General features: G+C 71.3%; 9 protein-coding genes. 8 read left to right on the forward strand and 1 reads right to left on the reverse strand.

The features are described 5' to 3' along the window. The first annotated feature begins 279 nt into the window (after window positions 1-279). From QQM67_RS26835 to QQM67_RS26845, 3 genes are all read left to right on the forward strand, one after another. Window positions 280-2,235: an ABC transporter transmembrane domain-containing protein gene (locus QQM67_RS26835; protein WP_399067732.1), complete on the forward strand. Its 1,956-nt coding sequence runs from the start codon at window positions 280-282 to the stop codon at window positions 2,233-2,235. A gap of 116 nt (window positions 2,236-2,351) precedes the next feature. After that, window positions 2,352-4,160: an ATP-binding cassette domain-containing protein gene (locus QQM67_RS26840; protein ID WP_399067685.1), complete on the forward strand. Its 1,809-nt coding sequence runs from the start codon at window positions 2,352-2,354 to the stop codon at window positions 4,158-4,160. A 279-nt stretch (window positions 4,161-4,439) separates the two neighbouring features. Beyond that, window positions 4,440-6,047, forward strand: coding sequence for a M4 family metallopeptidase (locus QQM67_RS26845; RefSeq protein ID WP_314177504.1), 1,608 nt, complete (start codon window positions 4,440-4,442; stop codon window positions 6,045-6,047). 182 nt (window positions 6,048-6,229) lie between these two features. On the opposite strand, the gene glgP is transcribed toward QQM67_RS26845, so the two are convergent. Continuing rightward, window positions 6,230-8,890 carry an alpha-glucan family phosphorylase gene (glgP, locus tag QQM67_RS26850; RefSeq protein ID WP_314177303.1) on the reverse strand — a complete coding sequence of 887 codons (2,661 nt, stop codon included), beginning with the start codon at window positions 8,888-8,890 and terminating at the stop codon, window positions 6,230-6,232. 673 nt (window positions 8,891-9,563) lie between these two features. Here glgP and QQM67_RS26855 point away from each other — a divergent pair. The 5 genes from QQM67_RS26855 to QQM67_RS26875 all read left to right on the forward strand — a co-directional run bounded on the left by QQM67_RS26855 (window position 9,564) and on the right by QQM67_RS26875 (window position 17,854). Next, window positions 9,564-10,862, forward strand: a complete 1,299-nt coding sequence (locus QQM67_RS26855; RefSeq protein WP_399067734.1) for a cytochrome P450 — start codon at window positions 9,564-9,566, stop codon at window positions 10,860-10,862. Then, a complete protein-coding gene (locus QQM67_RS26860; RefSeq protein WP_314177305.1) occupies window positions 10,859-12,112 on the forward strand; it encodes a cytochrome P450 family protein in 1,254 nt (417 codons plus the stop codon). The genes QQM67_RS26855 and QQM67_RS26860 overlap by 4 nt, the downstream gene beginning before the upstream one ends. Before the next feature lie 204 nt (window positions 12,113-12,316). Then, a complete protein-coding gene (locus QQM67_RS26865; RefSeq protein ID WP_314177307.1) occupies window positions 12,317-14,410 on the forward strand; it encodes an alpha-1,4-glucan--maltose-1-phosphate maltosyltransferase in 2,094 nt (697 codons plus the stop codon). Then, window positions 14,407-16,119, forward strand: a complete 1,713-nt coding sequence (treS, locus tag QQM67_RS26870) for a maltose alpha-D-glucosyltransferase (RefSeq protein WP_314177309.1) — start codon at window positions 14,407-14,409, stop codon at window positions 16,117-16,119. The genes QQM67_RS26865 and treS overlap by 4 nt, the downstream gene beginning before the upstream one ends. A gap of 193 nt (window positions 16,120-16,312) precedes the next feature. Next, window positions 16,313-17,854, forward strand: a complete 1,542-nt coding sequence (locus QQM67_RS26875; RefSeq protein WP_314177312.1) for a maltokinase N-terminal cap-like domain-containing protein — start codon at window positions 16,313-16,315, stop codon at window positions 17,852-17,854. Window positions 17,855-18,053: the final 199 nt, after the last annotated feature.

The following is an 18,053-nucleotide window of genomic DNA, read 5'->3' on the forward strand; positions in this document are numbered from 1 at the left end:
TCGTCCGTACGCAGATCAACGACCCGCTGCCGCAGGGGAAACGAATCGGTCACATACGGTGCTCGCGTTGTCCCGTAGAGGAAGCATTGCGGGCGGATCACCGAGGTGCGAGCACCGACTCGGCGGGAAAAAAGCAGATGAAGCACGCAACCACCCGACCGTAGTCTCGGCCCGGTGACTGACGGGGCGGGGACGACGACCAGCGGGGCGGGAAGCAGCAGATCGGCGGTGCGTTCACTGCTGCGGCTGTGGCCGTACGTACGGCCGGTGCGGGTGCGGATGTTCTCCTCGGCGCTGGTGGCAGTCCTCGCCTCGTGCACCGGTCTGGTGATCCCGCTCGTGCTCAAGTGGATCGTCGACGGCCCGGTGGCCGCCCGTGACGCGGCCGGTGTGTGGGCCGGCGGTGCGCTGCTGCTGGGCGTCGGCGTCCTGGAGGCGGGGCTGTTCGCGCTGCGGCGGTGGCTGAGCGCGCGTCCGCTGGCGGGGGTGGAGGCGGCCATGCGGGCCGACGCCTACCGGCATCTGCAACGCCTGCCGGTCTCCTTCCACGACCGCTGGCCCAGCGGGCAGTTGCTCTCCCGCGCGACGACGGACCTCGAACTGCTGCGCAGATTCCTCTCGTTCGGCGTGACCTTCCTGCTGGTCAACGCGGTGACGGTGCTGGTCGGTTGCGTCATCCTGCTGTCGCAGCAGTGGATGCTCGGGCTCGTCGTCCTGGGCCCGTTCGTGCCGCTGGTGTGGCTGTGCGCCGTGTTCGAGCACCGGTACTCGCGCGCCGCGCGCCGGGCGCAGGACCAGATCGGGGACCTGACGACGCTGGTCGAGGAGGCCGTGCTCGGCATCCGCGTCATCAAGGGCTTCGGACGCCACCGCAGCCAGGCGCGGGCCTTCCGCGCGCTCTCGGAGCGGCTGCTGGGCACCGAGCTGGTCAAGGCGCGGCTCCTGGGCCGGATCTGGGCCGTCATCATGCTGCTGCCGGAGCTCGCGATCGGCGCCGCGCTGGTGCTCGGCACGCTCCAGGTGGCGGAGGGCACGCTCTCGGCGGGCACCCTGGTGGCCTTCCTCTCGACGGCGCTCGCACTTCGGTGGCCGGTGGAGTCGACGGGCTTCCTGCTGGCGCTGAGCAACGAGGCGGCGACGGCGACCGACCGCTTCTTCGAGGTCCTCGACGAGCCGCCGCCGGCGGACGTGCTGCGGGAGCCGGCACCGGCGTCCGGCTCTGTGGACCGATCGCCGCACCGCACACCGCACGGTGGCGGCGGGCTGCGCTTCAGCGGCGTCGTGTTCCGCTACCCCGACGCCCCGGCGGGGTCGACGCCCGTACTGGACGGGGTCGACCTCCACGTGCGGCCCGGGGAGACGATGGCCCTCGTCGGCGCCACGGGAAGCGGCAAGACGACGCTGACGGCGCTCGTGCCGCGGCTGCACGAGGTGACGGCGGGCCGCATCACCCTGGACGGCGCGGACATCGGCGGGCTCGGCCTCGCCGAGCTGCGCGCCCTGGTCGCGGTGGCCTTCGAGGAGCCGACGCTCTTCTCGGCGAGCGTGGCGGAGAACGTACTGATGGGCGCCGACCGCGGGGCGCGTCCCGTTCCCGTGGCGGCACCGCTGCCCGCGCCGAGGACGGGCACGGGCGGCGCGGGCGCGACCACGGACAACGGCACGACAGACGACGGCACGAGAGACGACGGCGAGACGAACAACGGCAAGGGCGGCGGCGGTTCGGGCGATCCGCGGAACGCTGCCTCCGCCCCGGAGCGGGCGCCGCTCGACCGCGCGCTGCGCGTCTCCCAGGCCACGGGCTTCGTCGGCGCCCTCCCGAAGGGCGCCGCGACCCAGGTCGGCGAGCAGGGCCTGAGCCTGTCCGGCGGGCAGCGGCAGCGCCTGGCGCTCGCACGCGCCGTGGTGGGCCGGCCGCCCTTCCTCGTACTGGACGATCCGCTCTCGGCCCTCGACGTGCACACCGAGGCGGCGGTGGAGGCGGCGCTGCGGGAGGTGCTGGCGTCCACCACGGCCCTCGTCGTCGCGCACCGGCCGTCCACGGTGCTGCTGGCGGACCGGGTGGCGCTGCTGTCGGGCGGACGCATCGCGGCCGTCGGCACGCACCACGAACTGCTGCGCGGCAGCGCGGAGTACCGCCGGCTGATGTCGGGCGAGAGCGACGAGCGCGGGGGCGAGCGCGAGAACGGGTGGGACGACGAACGGGACGACGAGTGGGAGGGGGAGCGGAGTTGACCAGCACAGCCGAGGCGGCAGGAGCATCGGGAGCGGCCGGATCTACGGAAGCGGCCGGATCGACGGGAGCCACACCGCCCGGCGGGGCGGAGCCCCCGGAGCCCGAACGGCCGCCCGTGCCGGACCCGTTCGAGAGCGACGTCCTGCCCGCTCCGCCGCACGCCGCGCGCAGCCTGCTCGCCTCGCTGCTGCGTCCGCACCGGCTGCGCGCCGTTGGCGCGGCCCTGCTGCTACTGCTTCAGCAGGCCGCGGTGCAGGCGGGCCCGCTGCTCGTCGCCCTGGCCATCGACCACGCCGTCCCGGCGCTGCGCGGAGGGCCGGACGAGGGCGCCGACCACGGCCCGCTCGTCGCCGTCGGGCTCGTCTATCTCTGCTGCGCGCTCGCCTCCGGCGGGCTCCAGTACGCGTTCATCCTCGCCGCCGCCCGTATCAACCAGCGGGTGCTGCTGGAGCTGCGCGGCCGGATCTACCGCCACGCGCAGGCCCTCGACCTCGACTTCCACGACCGCTACACCTCCGGCCGCCTCATCTCCCGCTCCACCACCGACGTGGGCTCGCTGCGCGAACTCCTCGACGAAGGGCTTCAGGAGCTGCTAGCCATCGTCGTCTCCGTCGTCTACATCGTGGTGACGCTTCTGTGGCTGGACCTGGGTCTCGGGGCGGCCGCGCTGGCGAGCTTCGTCCCGCTGGCGCTGCTCGTACGCAACTTCCAGCAGCGCTCCGAGCGCGTCTACCGCAGCCGGTCAACGGCGATGGCAGCCGTCATCGTCAAGTTCAGCGAGACCGTCGGCGGAATCCGCGCCGTACAGGCCTTCCGCCGCGAGCAGGCCAACGACGAGGAGTTCGCGCGGCTCAACGGCCGCCATCTGAAGGTGAACGGCGACTCGCTGCTGGAGATGGCGCGCTACGTCGTCACCTCACGGCTCACCGCGAACACCGCCGTCGCCGTCATCGTCCTGTGGGGCGCCTACCGCGTCGCCGCCGGGGACCTCGCGCTCGGCGTGCTCGCGGCCGCCGCGCTCTATCTGCGCAGGCTGTACGACCCGATCGACCACCTCGGCATGTTCCTCAACTCCTACCAGTCCGCGGCGGCTTCACTGGAGAAGATCGCCGGGCTGCTGGCCCAGCGCCCGTCCGTGCCGGAGCCCGCCGAACCGTGCGGCCTCCCGCCACGCGGTGAGGGGCGGCGCGGCCGCGAGGTCGTCTTCGACTCGGTCTCCTTCGGCTACCGCACGGGCGGCGAGGTCCTGCCGTCCTTCGATCTGACGCTCCACGCGGGGCGCACCGTGGCACTGGTGGGCGCGACCGGCGCGGGCAAGTCCACGCTGGTGAAGCTGCTGGCGCGCTTCTACGACCCGACGAGCGGGCGCGTGCTGCTCGACGGCGTCGATCTGCGCGACGTCGCCGTCCCCGAACTGCGGCGCAGTGTCGTCATGGTGACGCAGGAGGCGTTCCTCTTCTCCGGCACCGTCGCGGAGAACATCGCCATCGGCCGTCCGGACGCCTCGCGTGCGGAGATCGAGAGCGCCGCGAAGGCCATCGGCGCGCACGACTTCATCACCGCGCTCCCCGAGGGATACGACACGGACGTACGCAAAAGGGGCGGCCGGATCTCCGCGGGGCAGCGGCAACTTGTGGCGTTCGCCCGCGCCCTGCTCGCGGACCCAGCGGTGCTGATCCTCGACGAAGCGACGTCCTCACTGGACATTCCGGGCGAACAGGCCGTGCAGCGCGCCATGATGACGGTGCTTCGGGGTCGTACGGCCGTGGTCATCGCCCACAGGCTCTCGACGGTGGAGATCGCGGACCGGGTGCTGGTAATGGAGAACGGCCGGCTCGTGGAGGACGGCACGCCCGCCCAACTGATCGCCGGATCAGGAAGATTCGCGGGGCTGCACAGCGCGTGGCGCGACAGCGTCGTGTGAGCCGCCCCCCCTGTCCGACCTGCACAAAAGCCCAACAACCCCTGGCGCGGCGTTCGTTATGCGGAGAATTGGTAGCCAGCAACGGACAAATTCTGGTCAAGCTGTGAGCAGCTTATGGCGGAAGCGGTGACATCTCTGAGTACCCGACAGTAGTGTGGCCCGGTCGTGCTTTCGCACAGGGGCACGGCAACTCGCATTCCTGTTCCACAGTTCTGCACGGGCAGTCGCAGACCGAGGCCGCCCGGCCCCCACGGCAGAAGGAGCCACCGAGTGAGATCCATGAGCAAGAAGCAGCGGATATCCGCCCTTGCGGCAACAGGCGCGCTCGTCGTCGCCGGCGTGACCGCCGGCACCGCGACGGCTGGGCCCTCGGACAAGGAGTCCTCCGCGAAGACGGGTGCGCTGGCCGCTCCCATGAGTGCGGTCCAGAAGACCCAGCTCATCCAGAAGGCCGACTCCACCGCGGCCAAGGCCGCGGACGCCAAGGCCCTCGGCCTCGGCTCCAAGGAGAAGCTCCAGGTCAAGGACGTCATCAAGAACCAGGACGGCGCGACGCACGTCCGTTACGAGCGCACGCTCGACGGCATGCCCGTCCTCGGCGGCGACATGGTCGTCCACAAGTCCAAGTCGGGGAAGCGCACCGGCGTCGACAAGTCCACGAAGGCCGACATCTCCGCTGTCTCCACGAAGGGGATCAGCTCCGCCGACAAGCCGGCCACCCCGAAGGCCAAGGGCAGCAAGGCGCCGCGCAAGGTCGTCTACGCGCTGTCCGGCAAGCCCGTGGTGGCGTGGGAGACCGTCAAGGGCGGCACCCAGAAGTCCGGCGCCCCGAGCCAGCTGCACGTCATCACCGACGCCAAGTCCGGCAAGAAGCTCTACGAGTACCAGGGCATCCAGGAGGCCGACGGCACCGGCGCGAGCCAGTACAGCGGCGAGGTCAAGCTCACCACCGACGGCTCGGACGGCAAGTTCACGCTGACCGACAAGTCCCGCGGCTCCAGCAAGACCACGAACCTGGAGAACAGCGAGAGCGGTGACGGCAAGGAGTTCACCGACGAGGACAACAAGTGGGGCACCGGCAAGCCCGAGGACGCCCAGACCGCGGCCGTCGACGCGCACTACGGCGGCATGCAGACCTGGGACTTCTACAAGGACGTCTTCAAGCGCGAAGGCATCGCGGGTGACGGCAAGGGTGCGCCCAGCCGCGTCCACTACGGCGACAACTACGTCAACGCCTTCTGGGACGACAGCTGCTTCTGCATGACGTACGGCGACGGCGAGGGCAACAAGGCCCCGCTCACCTCGCTCGACGTCGCGGCCCACGAGATGTCGCACGGCGTGACCTCCTCGACCGCGGGTCTGGAGTACGCGGGCGAGTCCGGCGGCCTGAACGAGGCGACCTCGGACATCATGGCCGCGGCCGTCGAGTTCCACGCCCCGGAGAACAAGGAAGACGTCGGCGACTTCCTCGTCGGCGAGGAGATCGACATCAACGGCGACGGCACCCCGCTGCGTTACATGGACAAGCCGAGCAAGGACGGCAACTCCCTGGACGAGTGGAGCGACAAGGCCGGCGACGTCGACGTGCACTACTCGTCCGGCATCGCGAACCACTTCTTCTTCCTGCTCTCCATGGGCAGCGGCAAGTCCGAGAAGAACGGTGTCGAGTACGACTCGCCGACCTCCGACGGCTCCAAGATCGAGGGCATCGGCATCACCAAGGCCCAGCAGATCTGGTTCAAGGCCCTGACCGAGAACATGACCGCCAACACGGACTACAAGGCGGCCCGTGAGGCGACGGTCAAGGCGTCGAACGACCTCTTCGGCAAGGACAGCGCCGAGACCAAGGCGGTCGAGGCCAGCTGGACCGGCGTAGCGGTCAAGTGATCCCGGTCGGCCGGCCAGAGGGCCGAGCCGACGGGCCAGTCACGAACCGGGGCCGGCAGGCCAGGCGCAAGGCCCGGCCTGCCCGGCCCCGGTCACCGGTACATCGACGGGGCGGGCACCGCACGCGCGTTGAGCGCGCGGCACCCGCCCCGTCGTCATGCGCGGTCCGGCGAGCGGCCGGATCACGCGCCCCCGGCAGTCCCCGCGCCGGCGTCCTCCGGCGGCACGGCCACCAGGCCCAGTTCGGCGCCCGAGGCCAGCAGCCGGTGCGCGGGCAGCACGCGCACCGTGTAGCCGAAGGGGCCCGTACGGCCGGGCGTGACCGTCCCCTCGTACGTCCACCGCCCCTCCAGATCGGGGCCGCCGCCCGCCGAGGTGACGGGCTTGAGCGGCACCCGCACCGCGTCGGCGCCGGCGATGCGGCCGGTGCCGTCGACGCGTCCCGCGACGGCCTGCACCTCGACGTCCTCCGGTGACAGCTCGCCGAGGGCCACGCGCGCACGGAGCGTCAGACACGAGCCGAGCCCCAGGCCCATGGCCTCCACCGGCTCCCGCGCTCCGGCGCTCTCCCCGTGCTCCGGGTCCCCGCCGTGCCCGTGGCCTTCGAGCCCCGCGTGCTCGACCGGGCCGACCACGACCGACGGCCACTTCGCTCTCACCCGCGCCTTCCAGGCGGCCAGTTCGCGCGCGGCCTCGGCGCCGAGCTCGCGCTGGGCACGAGCTGCCGGCGCGTACAGCCGCTCGACGTACTCGCGCACCATCCTCTCCGCCTGCACTTTCGGGCCGAGCCGGGTGAGCGTCCGGCGCACCATCTCCACCCAGCGCACCGGTACGTCGCCGCCTCCGGCCCCGCCGCTGCCGCCGCCCGGCTCGTAGAAGCAGGGCGCCACGTGATCCTCGATCAGTCCGTAGAGGGCGGCCGCCTCGATGCCGTCGCGGCGGTCCTCGTCCGCGGCGGCCGCACCGTCCGCGCTCGGCACGGCCCACCCGAAGTCCGGGTCGAACCACTCGTCCCACCAGCCGTCCAGCACCGAGAGGTTGAGGCAGCCGTTGAGCGCGGCCTTCATGCCGCTCGTGCCGCATGCCTCCAGGGGACGCAGCGGGTTGTTGAGCCACACGTCGCATCCGGGATAGAGCGCCTGCGCCATGCGCATCCCGTAGTCGGGAAGGAAGACGATGCGGTGGCGCACGCGCGGATCGTCCGCGAAGCGCACCAGCTCCTGGATGAGCTCCTTGCCGCCCTCGTCCGCGGGGTGCGCCTTGCCGGCCACCACGATCTGCACCGGCCGCTCCGGATGCAGCAGCAGGCGCGTGAGCCGGTCGCGGTCGCGCAGCATGAGGGTGAGCCGCTTGTACGACGGCACCCGCCGCGCGAAGCCGATCGTCAGCACGTCCGGGTCGAACACCCCCTCCGTCCAGCCGAGTTCGGCGTCCGTGGCGCCGCGCTCAAGCCACGAGGCGCGCAGCCGCGTCCGTACCTCCCGCACGAGCCGCTCGCGCAGCGTGCGGCGCAGCGCCCACAGTTCGGCGTCGGGCAGCTCGGCGGCGCCGTCGGGCATCCCGGGCGAGCGCCAGGTGGGCGCGTGCACCCCGTTGGTGACGGAGGCGATGGGAACCTCCGCCGCGTCGAAGCCGGGCCACAGCCCCGCGAACATGGTGCGGCTCACCTCGCCGTGCAGGGTGCTCACGCCGTTCGCGCGCTGGGCCAGCCGCAGGCCCATGACCGCCATGTTGAACAGGCCCGGGTCGCCGCCCGGGTAACTCTCGGCGCCGAGGCGCAGCACGTCGTCGGCGGCGATGCCCGCCAGTTCGCCCTCCTCGCCGAAGTGCGCGGCGATCAGGCCGGTCTCGAAGCGGTCGATGCCGGCCGGTACGGGCGTGTGCGTGGTGAAGATATTGCCCGCGCGTACGGACTCCAGCGCGGCGGCGAACTCCACGCCCTGCTCGCCGAGTTCGCGGATGCGCTCCAAGCCGAGGAACCCCGCGTGGCCCTCGTTGGTGTGGAAGACCTCGGGCGCGGGGTGGCCGGTGCGCCGGCAGTACGCGCGCACGGCGCGCACGCCACCGATGCCGAGCAGCATCTCCTGGAGCAGCCGGTGCTCGCCGCCGCCCCCGTAGAGCCGGTCGGTGACCTCGCGTTCGGAGGGCGCGTTCGCCTCGACGCGGGAGTCGAGCAGCAGCAGCGGTACTCGCCCCACGCGGGCCAGCCACACATGGGCGTGCAGCGACCTTCCGCCGGGGAGCCGCAGCGCGATGCGTACGGGCAGGCCGTCCTCCTCGCGCAGCAGGCGGAGCGGCAGTTCGGCCGGATCGAGCACCGGATAGTGCTCCTGCTGCCGGCCGTCGTGGGACAGGCTCTGCCGGAAGTAGCCGTGCCGGTAGAGCAGTCCGACGCCGATGAGCGGCACCCCCAGGTCGCCGGCGGCCTTGAGGTGGTCGCCCGCCAGGATGCCGAGTCCGCCGGAGTACTGCGGCAGCGCGCCGGTGAGTCCGAACTCCGGGGAGAAGTACGCGACGGCACGCGGGAGATCGCCGGTGGACTCGGCCTCCCGCTGATACCAGCGCGGCTCGCTCAGCGCGTCGTGCAGATCGCCGGCGGCGACGGCGAGCCTCCGCAGAAACGCTCTGTCGGAGGCCAGCTGCGCGAGCTTCGACGGCGCGAGCCCGCAGAGCGTACGCAGCGGATCGCCGCCCGAGAGCCGCCAGGCCTCCGGGTCCAGTTCGCGGAAGAACCGGCGCGTCGGTGGATGCCAGGACCAGCGCAGATTGTGCGCCAGTTCGCTCAGGGGACGGAGGGGTTCGGGGAGTACGGGATGAACGGAGAAACGACGAATGGCCTTCACAAGGCGACCGTAACGGGGCGTACGCACGCATCCGCGGCAATGATCCACTTGACCCCGGATGTCCACCCTGACGCAGCCCGCGCGGACGGTCCGTACGCATGAGGGCGGCAGGAGGCGGGAAGCGGGAAGCGGGAAGCGGGAAGCGGGAAGCGGGAAGCGGTCCAACGCACCGGCGACGAGGGCGATTCGGCTCCTACGCCGTCACATCCGTCACATCTATCGGGCAATTCCGCTCGTCACAGGCCCGGGCCGGAATGCTCTGCTCCACCCCCTCGACCGCGCTCCGAGTCTCCTCCTAAGCTTCGTGGCCTCAGAACAGGGGGCACGACTTCTGCACGTCCCACCTGCGTCTCTCCACACAGGTCGCGGACGTCACGGGCAGAGCACGGAGGTGAGCGGAGAGCAACGGTGCGGGCCGCACTGAGCGGCCCAGGGCACGCTCGCTCCCCGTCGGGGTGTAGTGAAGTGTGACGGCGCAGTCATGCGGTGGGTTCCTGACCAGCTCCCGATACCGCCTGCGCCGCTGGAACCCGCTGCCGTTCGGGCCCTGCGTCCGGACCGGGCGCTCCAGTCCCTGCTGAACGCAATCGGTCGCGATCCATCACACGGAAGGTTTTGCATCGTGACGGCGTATCAACACGCCCGCCAGGGGGAGTACGACTTCGGGTTCGAGATGCCGGCCCCGCCGCCCGGATACGAGTACGAGGCACCGGCCCCGCCGCCCGAGTGCCCGGCGCACGCAGGGGGGAACGGCGTGCCGCTGAGCGGTCCGCGCTTCCACACCGATCCCGCGGGGCACTACCGGGAGATGCGGGCGCAGCACGGGCCCGTCGTGCCGGTGCTGCTGCCGGGCGACGTACCGGCCTGGCTGGTGATCGGCTATCAGGAGATGTACCAGGTCACCACCGACTCCAGGCTCTTCCCGCGCGACTCCGGGCTGTGGAACCAGTGGGAGACGCTGCCCGAGGACTGGCCGCTGCGTCCCATGATCGGCGGGCGGCAGCCGTCCATCTACTACACGGTCGGCGCGGAGCACCAGCGGCACCTGGAGATGGTGCAGGCGTCGATGGAGAACATCAGCCCGCTCGAACTGCGCACGCACTGCGAGGAGTTGGCCGATCGGCTGCTCGACGGCTTCTGCGCGCGAGGCGAGGCGGACATCATCGCCGAATACGCCAAGCCGCTGCCGGTGCTCGTACTCGCGAGGCTCCTGGGCTTCCCCGACTCCGACGGCCAGGGCCTCATCAAGGCGATGAGCGACCTTGCCGACGGCGGGGCCGAAGCCCTGGAGGGATTCCAGTACTTCGGCGCCAAGATCCAGGAGCTGGTCGCCAGCAAGTACGAGTCGCCGGGCGCCGACCTCACGTCCTGGATGCTCGCCTACCCCGAGCACTTCACGGACGAGGAGTACGTGCTGGACCTCATGGCCATCACGGCCGCGGGGCACCTGCCCACCGCCGACTGGATCGGCAACTCCATACGCCTGATGCTCACCGACGACCGCTTCGCTGCCTCCCTCACCGGAAACCGGCGCAGCATCCCCGAGGCCATGAACGAGGTGCTGTGGGAGGACACGCTCACGCAGATCCTCGCGGGACGCTGGGCCGCCTGGGACACCTGGCTCGGCGGACAGCGCATCCGCACCGGCGACATGCTGCTGCTCGGCCTCGCCGGCGCCAACGCGGACCCGAAGGTGCACGTCACCGACGAGGGCGCCGACACCGGGCTGCGCGGCGGCAACAGCGCTCATTTCGCCTTCAGCCACGGCGAGTTCCAGTGTCCCTTTCAGGCGCAGGAGATCGCGGAGACCATCGCCCGCGTCGGGATCGAGGTGCTCCTCGACCGGCTTCCCGAGATCGACCTGGCCGTCCCGGCCGGCGCTCTGGCCCGGCGGCCGTCCGCCTTCCTGCGCGGCATGACCGCGCTGCCCGTCCGCTTCGCCCCCACTCCCCCCATCGAAGGCAGGTCATGAGCCTCCCCGCATCAGCCTCGTCCGCCGCACACGGCGAGTGCCCGATCGTCATCGACCCGATGGTGCGCAACCTGGACGAGGAGACCCGCCGGCTGCGCGACGCCGGCACCCTCACCCGTATCGAGCTGCTCGGCGTGCCCGCGTGGACCGTCACGCGTCACGCCGCGGCCAGGCGGCTGCTGACGGACCAGCGGCTGGTGAAGGACATCGACCGGTGGACGCTGTGGCGCACCGGGGAGGTCACGAACGCGTGGCCGCTGATCGGCATGATCGACGCGGGTCGTTCGATGTTCACCGTGGACGGCGCCGAGCACCGCCGGCTGCGCGCCAAGACGGCACAGGCGATCACCCCGCGCCGTCTGGAGAACCTGCGCCCGGTGATCGAGGACATCACCCACGGTCTGCTGGACGATGTGGAGAAGCAGGCCGTGCAGGGCCCGGTGGACCTCAAGTCGGTCTTCGCCCTGCCGCTGCCGATGTCCGTGATCAGCGTCCTCATGGGCGTCGACCCGGCCCTGCACCCGCGGCTGCACACCCTGTACAAGGCGTTCTTCTCGATGCTGACGCCGCAGGAAGAGCGGCTCGCGGTCATCGACGAACTCGACGGCATCTTCACGGACATGGTCAGGGCCCGTACCGCCGAACCCCGCGACGACCTGACGAGCGCTCTGATCCTCGCGGACGAGGGCGGCGAGCCCCTCACCGAGGAGGAAGTCGTCGGCAATCTCAAGGCGATGGTCGCCGCGGGGCACGAGACGACGATCGGCCTGATCCTCAACGCCGTGCGGGCGCTGCTCACCCACCCCGACCAGCTGCGCATGGTGCTGGGCGGCGAGGCCGGCTGGGACGCCGTCATCGAGGAGACCCTGCGCTGGGACACCCCGACCACGCATCTGCTGATGCGCTTCGCGACCGAGGACATCGAGGTCGACGGCGAGGTCATACGCGAGGGCGAGGGCGTCGTCGTCTCCTACCGCGCGATCGGCCGCGACCAGGAGCAACACGGCCCGGACGCCGACCAGTTCGACATCGCGAGACCGTCGCCGAACCGCCATATGACCTTCGGGCACGGCCCGCACATCTGCCCGGGCGCGGCTCTGTCGCGGCTGGAGGCGGGCATCGCGCTGCCGGCGCTCTTCGACCGCTTCCCCGGCATCCGGTTCGCGGTGCCGGTCGAGGAGATCGTCAACCAGCCGGTGCTCACACAGAACGACCTCCAGTCCTTCCCCGTACATCTGAACGGCGATTGACCGGCTGTCCTGCCCGGCGGAGCCGTGCCCGCGAACGAGGCCCACGGGTCCGCGGGGAACTCCGGGCCGTCGGGCCCCGCCCCGCCGGGCGGGTGAACGCGCGCTGCCGCCAGGCACGCGGCACCGAGGCACCAGGTGAAGCAGATAGAACAGGCGGAAGATCACAAACCGTCCGCCTGTTCCACTCCGCACCAAGGTGAAGCAATGATCGGTCGCATTCCCGTACTCGACGTCCGGCCCCTCGTCGACTGCGGTCGCCACCCCGCAAAAGCCGTACCGGGCGAGACGTTCCAGGTCTCGGCCACCATCTTCCGCGAGGGGCACGACGCCCTCGGCGCCAACGTCGTGCTCCGGGACGCCACGGGCCGCCGCGGCCCCTGGACCCCGATGCGCGAGCTCTCCCCCGGAACCGACCGCTGGGCGGCCGACATCACCCCGGACAGCGAGGGGAGATGGACGTATGCGATCGAGGCGTGGGGCGACCCCATCGCGACCTGGCGGCGCCAGGCGAAGCTGAAGATCCCTGCGGGCGTCGACACCGAAGCCGTGCTGGAGGAGGGCGCGGTGCTGCACGAGCGTGCCGCCGCGGACGTGCCCAGAAGCGAGGGCAGGGACGGCGTGCTGGCCGTCGCCGACGCGCTGCGCAGCCGCAGCCGCAGCGTCGCCACCCGTCTCTCGGCGGCGCTGACGCCGCAGGTGACGGCGGTCCTGGAGCGCTATCCGCTGCGCGAGCTGGTCACCTCGACGCGTCCGCTGCCCCTCCAAGTGGAGCGCGAGCGCGCCCGGTTCGGCTCGTGGTACGAGTTCTTCCCGCGCTCCGAGGGCGCGGTGCTTCCGGAGGCGGAGGGCGAGCCGCCCGTCTCCGGTACGTTCCGCACCGCCGCGCGGCGGCTGGACGCCGTCGCCGAGATGGGCTTCGACGTCGTCTACCTGCCGCCGGTGCACCCCATCGGCGACGCGTTCCGCAAGGGCCCCAACAACGCGCTCTCCGCGGGCCCGCACGACGTCGGCTCGCCGTGGGCGGTCGGTTCGGCCGCCGGCGGCCACGAAGCCGTGCACCCCGACCTCGGCACGGTCGAGGACTTCGAGTACTTCGTGGCGCGCGCCCGTTCCCTCGGCATGGAGGTCGCACTGGACTTCGCGCTCCAGTGCTCGCCGGACCACCCCTGGATCAAGGAGCATCCCGAGTGGTTCCGGCACCGCCCGGACGGCACCATCGCGCACGCCGAGAACCCGCCGAAGAAGTACCAGGACATCGTCCCCCTCGACTTCGACACCGACCCGGCGGCCTACGCCTCGCTCGTCCGCGAGACGCTGCGCCTGCTGCGGCTGTGGATGGGCCGCGGCGTGCGGGTCTTCCGCGTCGACAACCCGCACACCAAGCCGGTGGGCTTCTGGGAGAAGGTCATCGGCGACATCAACCGCTCCGATCCCGATGTCGTCTTCCTCGCCGAGGCGTTCACGCGTCCCGCGATGATGCACACGCTCGCCAAGGCCGGTTTCCAGCAGTCCTATACGTACTTCACGTGGCGCAACACCAAGCAGGAGCTGACGGAGTATCTGACGGAGCTGTCGGGCGAGGCCGCCACCTACATGCGTCCGAACTTCTTCGTCAACACACCGGACATCCTTCACGAGAGCCTTCAGAAGGGCGGCCGTCCCGTATTCGAGACGCGGGCCGTGCTCGCGGCGACGCTCTCTCCCTCGTGGGGCGTGTACGCGGGGTACGAGCTGTGCGAGTCGAAGGCGGTGCGGCCCGGCAGCGAGGAGTACCTCGACTCGGAGAAGTACCAGCTGCGGCCGCGCGACTGGGCCGCCGCCGAGGAGTCGGGGCAGACGATCGCGCCGCTGATCGCGCAGCTCAACCGGCTGCGCCGCCGCCACCCCGCGCTGCACGGACTGCGCTCGCTCACCTTCCACCACTGCGACAACGAGCAGGTCATCGCCTTCTCCAAGCACTACGCGCCGCCCGGGCGGCCGGAGCGCCCGGGGGCGGAGACCGGCACCGAGACGGACACGGTCATCGTCGTCGTCAGCCTCGACCCGAACCGCGCGCACGAGGCGACGGTGACGCTGACCGAGGACGGCCTGCGCCGCTTCGGCCTCACCGCCGCGCAGGCCGGCGGACGGGAGACCTTCCCGGTGCGCGACGAGCTCACCGGGCGGACGTACGACTGGAGCACGAACAACTACGTGCGCCTGGCACCGGGAGACGACTCCCCCGCCGCGGCCCACGTACTGACTCTGCGGCCCGCCGCGCAGCCCGACCACGCCGACCCGAAGGGCAGTCACCCATGACCGTGAACCAACCCGTGCACGACACGTTCGAGGACACGCCCGCGAAGGACCGCGATCCGGAGTGGTTCAAGCGGGCCGTCTTCTACGAGGTACTGGTCCGCTCCTTCCACGACAGCAACGGCGACGGCATCGGAGACCTGAAGGGCCTCACCGCGAAGCTCGACTATCTCCAGTGGCTGGGCGTCGACTGCCTGTGGCTGCCGCCGTTCTTCAAGTCGCCGCTGCGCGACGGAGGTTACGACGTCTCCGACTACACCTCCGTGCTGCCGGAGTTCGGGGACCTCGCGGACTTCGTGGAGTTCACCGACTCCGCGCACCAGCGCGGCATGCGCGTCATCATCGACATGGTCATGAACCACACCAGCGACCAGCACCCGTGGTTCCAGGAGTCGCGGCACAACCCCGACGGCCCGTACGGCGACTACTACGTCTGGGACGACGAGGACACGCGGTACGCCGACGCGCGGATCATCTTCGTCGACACCGAGGCGTCCAACTGGACGTTCGACCCTGTGCGCAAGCAGTACTTCTTCCACCGCTTCTTCTCCCACCAGCCGGACCTCAACTACGAGAACCCGGCCGTGCAGGAGGAGATGATCTCCGCCCTCCGCTTCTGGCTCGATCTGGGCGTGGACGGCTTCCGGCTGGACGCCGTGCCGTACCTGTACGCGGAGGAGGGCACCAACTGCGAGAACCTGCCCCGCTCGCACGGCTTCCTCAAGCGCGTGCGCGCCGAGATCGACGCCCACTACCCGGACACCGTGCTGCTCGCCGAGGCCAACCAGTGGCCGGAGGACGTCGTCGACTACTTCGGCGACTACGAAAAGGGCGGCGACGAGTGCCACATGGCCTTCCACTTCCCGGTCATGCCGCGCATCTTCATGGCCGTGCGCCGCGAATCGCGCTACCCCGTTTCGGAGATCCTCACCAAGACCCCGCAGATCCCGTCCGGCTGCCAGTGGGGCATCTTCCTGCGCAACCACGACGAGCTGACGCTGGAGATGGTCACCGACGAAGAGCGCGACTACATGTACGCGGAGTACGCCAAGGACCCGCGCATGCGCGCCAACATCGGCATCCGCCGCCGCCTGGCCACGCTGCTGGACAACGACCGCGACCAGATCGAGCTGTTCACCGCCCTGCTGCTCTCGCTCCCCGGCTCGCCGATCCTCTACTACGGCGACGAGATCGGCATGGGCGACAACATCTGGCTCGGCGACCGGGACGCCGTCCGTACACCCATGCAGTGGACTCCGGACCGCAACGCGGGCTTCTCCTCCTGCGACCCGGGACGGCTCTTCCTGCCCGCGATCATGGACCCGGTGCACGGCTACCAGGTGACGAACGTGGAGGCGGCGATGAGTTCGCCGAGTTCGCTGCTGCACTGGACGCGGCGGATGGTGGAGATCCGCAAGCAGAACCCGGCGTTCGGGCTGGGCACGTACACCGAACTCTCCTCGTCCAACCCGGCGGTCCTGGCCTTCCTGCGCGAGGTGCGGCTGCCGGACGGCGGCGACGACCTGGTGATGTGCGTGAACAACTTTTCGCGCTTCCCCCAGCCGACCGAACTGGACCTCCAGTTCTTCAACGGGCGCGTGCCGGTGGAGCTGATCGGCGGCGTGCGCTTCCCGCCGATCGGTGAACTCCCCTATCTCCTCACGCTCGGAGGCCACGGCTTCTACTGGTTCCGGCTGCGCAGGCAGACCTGACGGGAGCGCGCGGCCGGTGGGAGCCGGAAGGCCCGGGGCAGCGTCCCGGGCCTTCCGCATGTTTCCGCGGTGAACGTCGGCCTGCCCGGCGGGTGAAGATCTCCGACACGGCCCGCACAGTCGGACACAGAACGCCATATTTCGACACAATCTGCGTGCTTTCCGTTCACCCGGGGAAAGGACGCCAGACGCCATGTCGGAAAGTTCCTTGTCCCGCACAGCCCTTCGGACCGACACCGTCCGCACCGCGGACGCACTGCTCGGCTCGCTCGCCCCGTCGCTCGCCGAATGGCTGCCCCGGCAGCGCTGGTTCGCCGGCAAGGGCCGCCCCATCAGCGGCTTCGGCCTCGTCGCCGCGACCGGACTGCTGCCGTACGACGGCACGGAGGCGGCTCCCGGACTGGTTCATCTGCTGCTGCGGGCACGGCAGTCCGGCGGCGAGCCGGAGTCCGCCGACTGCTATCAGCTGCTGCTCGGGGTGCGGGACGCCGCGTCCGCGCTGCCGCCGGAGCTCGCCGCCGCGCTGATCGGCCGTCCCGTCGGCGGCCCGCTGCACGGCAGCGTCGTCTACGACGCCCTCCACGACCCGCTGCTCGCGGGACACCTGCTGGAACGGCTCGGGACGCCGGGACGGCTCGGGACGCTGCACTTCCGTCGCGAGCCGGACTCAGCCGTGCCGAGGGGACTCGCTCCGCGGCCGCTCGCCGCGGAGCAGTCCAACTCCTCGGTGGTGTACGGGAATCGCTACATCCTCAAGCTCTTCCGCCGCGTCGAGCCCGGGGTCAACCCCGATCTGGAGCTGCCGCTCGCGCTGGCCCGGCACGGCTCACAGCGCGTGCCCGCGCCCACGGCATGGTTCGAGGCCGAGTCGCCCGCGGCGCCGGAGGCCGAGCCGGGCCCCGCACATCTGGCCACCGGCGGTGAGCCGGTGAGCCGTTCCCGCGCGGCCGCCGGAGCCCCGCTGACGCTCGGCGTGCTCCAGCCGTTCCTGCCCGGCTGCCGCGACGGCTGGCAGCTGGCGCTGAACGCCCTCGCGGAGCGGCGCGACTTCAGCGAGGAGGCCCGTGGCCTGGGACGGGCCACCGCCGAGGTCCACACGACCCTCGCCGAGGCGCTGCCGACCTGCGTACTCGGACGGGAGGCCCTGGAGAGCACCGCCGCGGCCATGACGGAGCGGCTGGAGGCGGCGGGCCGTGCGGTGCCCGGACTGCGCCCGTACCGGCCGGGGCTGCGGGACGCGTTCCGCGCGCTGGCGGCGCTCGGCCGCCTCGGGCACACCTGCCCCGCGCAGCGCGTGCACGGCGATCTCCACCTGGGCCAGGTGCTGTCGGAGCCGGGGGGCCGGTGGTCGCTCATCGACTTCGAGGGGGAACCGGCACGTCCTCTCGCGGAGCGCAGGGTGCCGCAGCCGGTCGTACGGGATATCGCGGGGATGCTGCGCTCCTTCGACTACGCGGCATGCCAGCAGCAGGCGTCGCAGCCGGTGCCGGGTTCCGCCGCGCGCCCCGACGACGCGTTCGCTCGGCGGTGGGCCGACGCCAACAGGGCCGCCTTCTGCGCCGGTTACGCCGAGGCCGCCGGCGCCGACCCGCGGGACGAGGCAACGCTCCTGCGCGCCTACGAGACCGACAAGACGGTCTACGAGGTGCTCTACGAGGCCCGGCACCGTCCCACCTGGCTGCACGTCCCGATGTCCGCGATCCGCCGCCTCGCTTCCGCGCCGGTGCACCGGTAGGCGGGGCCGCCGCTCGCCCGTGCCGATGTGCCAGCCGCCGCCGACGCAATCCAGGAGGTTCTCACCGTGACCGTCCCTCAGCTGCCCGACCCCGACTCCGCGGGGGGCATCCGGCCGCATGTGCCCGCCACCTTCCTGCCGGGACGGCCGGAGAGCCCTTCCGGGGACGCCCGTTGGGGCCGGTCGCTCGCCGCTCTGA

Origin of the sequence: Streptomyces winkii, assembly GCF_032248595.1 — a bacterium.
Taxonomy (GTDB): domain Bacteria; phylum Actinomycetota; class Actinomycetes; order Streptomycetales; family Streptomycetaceae; genus Streptomyces; species Streptomyces winkii.

Bases quoted from the DNA above. Each gene is read 5' to 3' on its own strand.
- QQM67_RS26835 (WP_399067732.1), top strand. From the start codon at position 280: ATGTTCTCCTCGGCGCTGGTGGCAGTCCTCGCCTCGTGCACCGGTCTG.
- QQM67_RS26865 (WP_314177307.1), top strand. From the start codon at position 12,317: ATGATCGGTCGCATTCCCGTACTCGACGTCCGGCCCCTCGTCGACTGC.
- QQM67_RS26860 (WP_314177305.1), top strand. From the start codon at position 10,859: ATGAGCCTCCCCGCATCAGCCTCGTCCGCCGCACACGGCGAGTGCCCG.
- QQM67_RS26855 (WP_399067734.1), top strand. From the start codon at position 9,564: ATGCCGGCCCCGCCGCCCGGATACGAGTACGAGGCACCGGCCCCGCCG.
- treS (WP_314177309.1), top strand. From the start codon at position 14,407: ATGACCGTGAACCAACCCGTGCACGACACGTTCGAGGACACGCCCGCG.
- QQM67_RS26875 (WP_314177312.1), top strand. From the start codon at position 16,313: ATGTCGGAAAGTTCCTTGTCCCGCACAGCCCTTCGGACCGACACCGTC.
- QQM67_RS26845 (WP_314177504.1), top strand. From the start codon at position 4,440: ATGAGCAAGAAGCAGCGGATATCCGCCCTTGCGGCAACAGGCGCGCTC.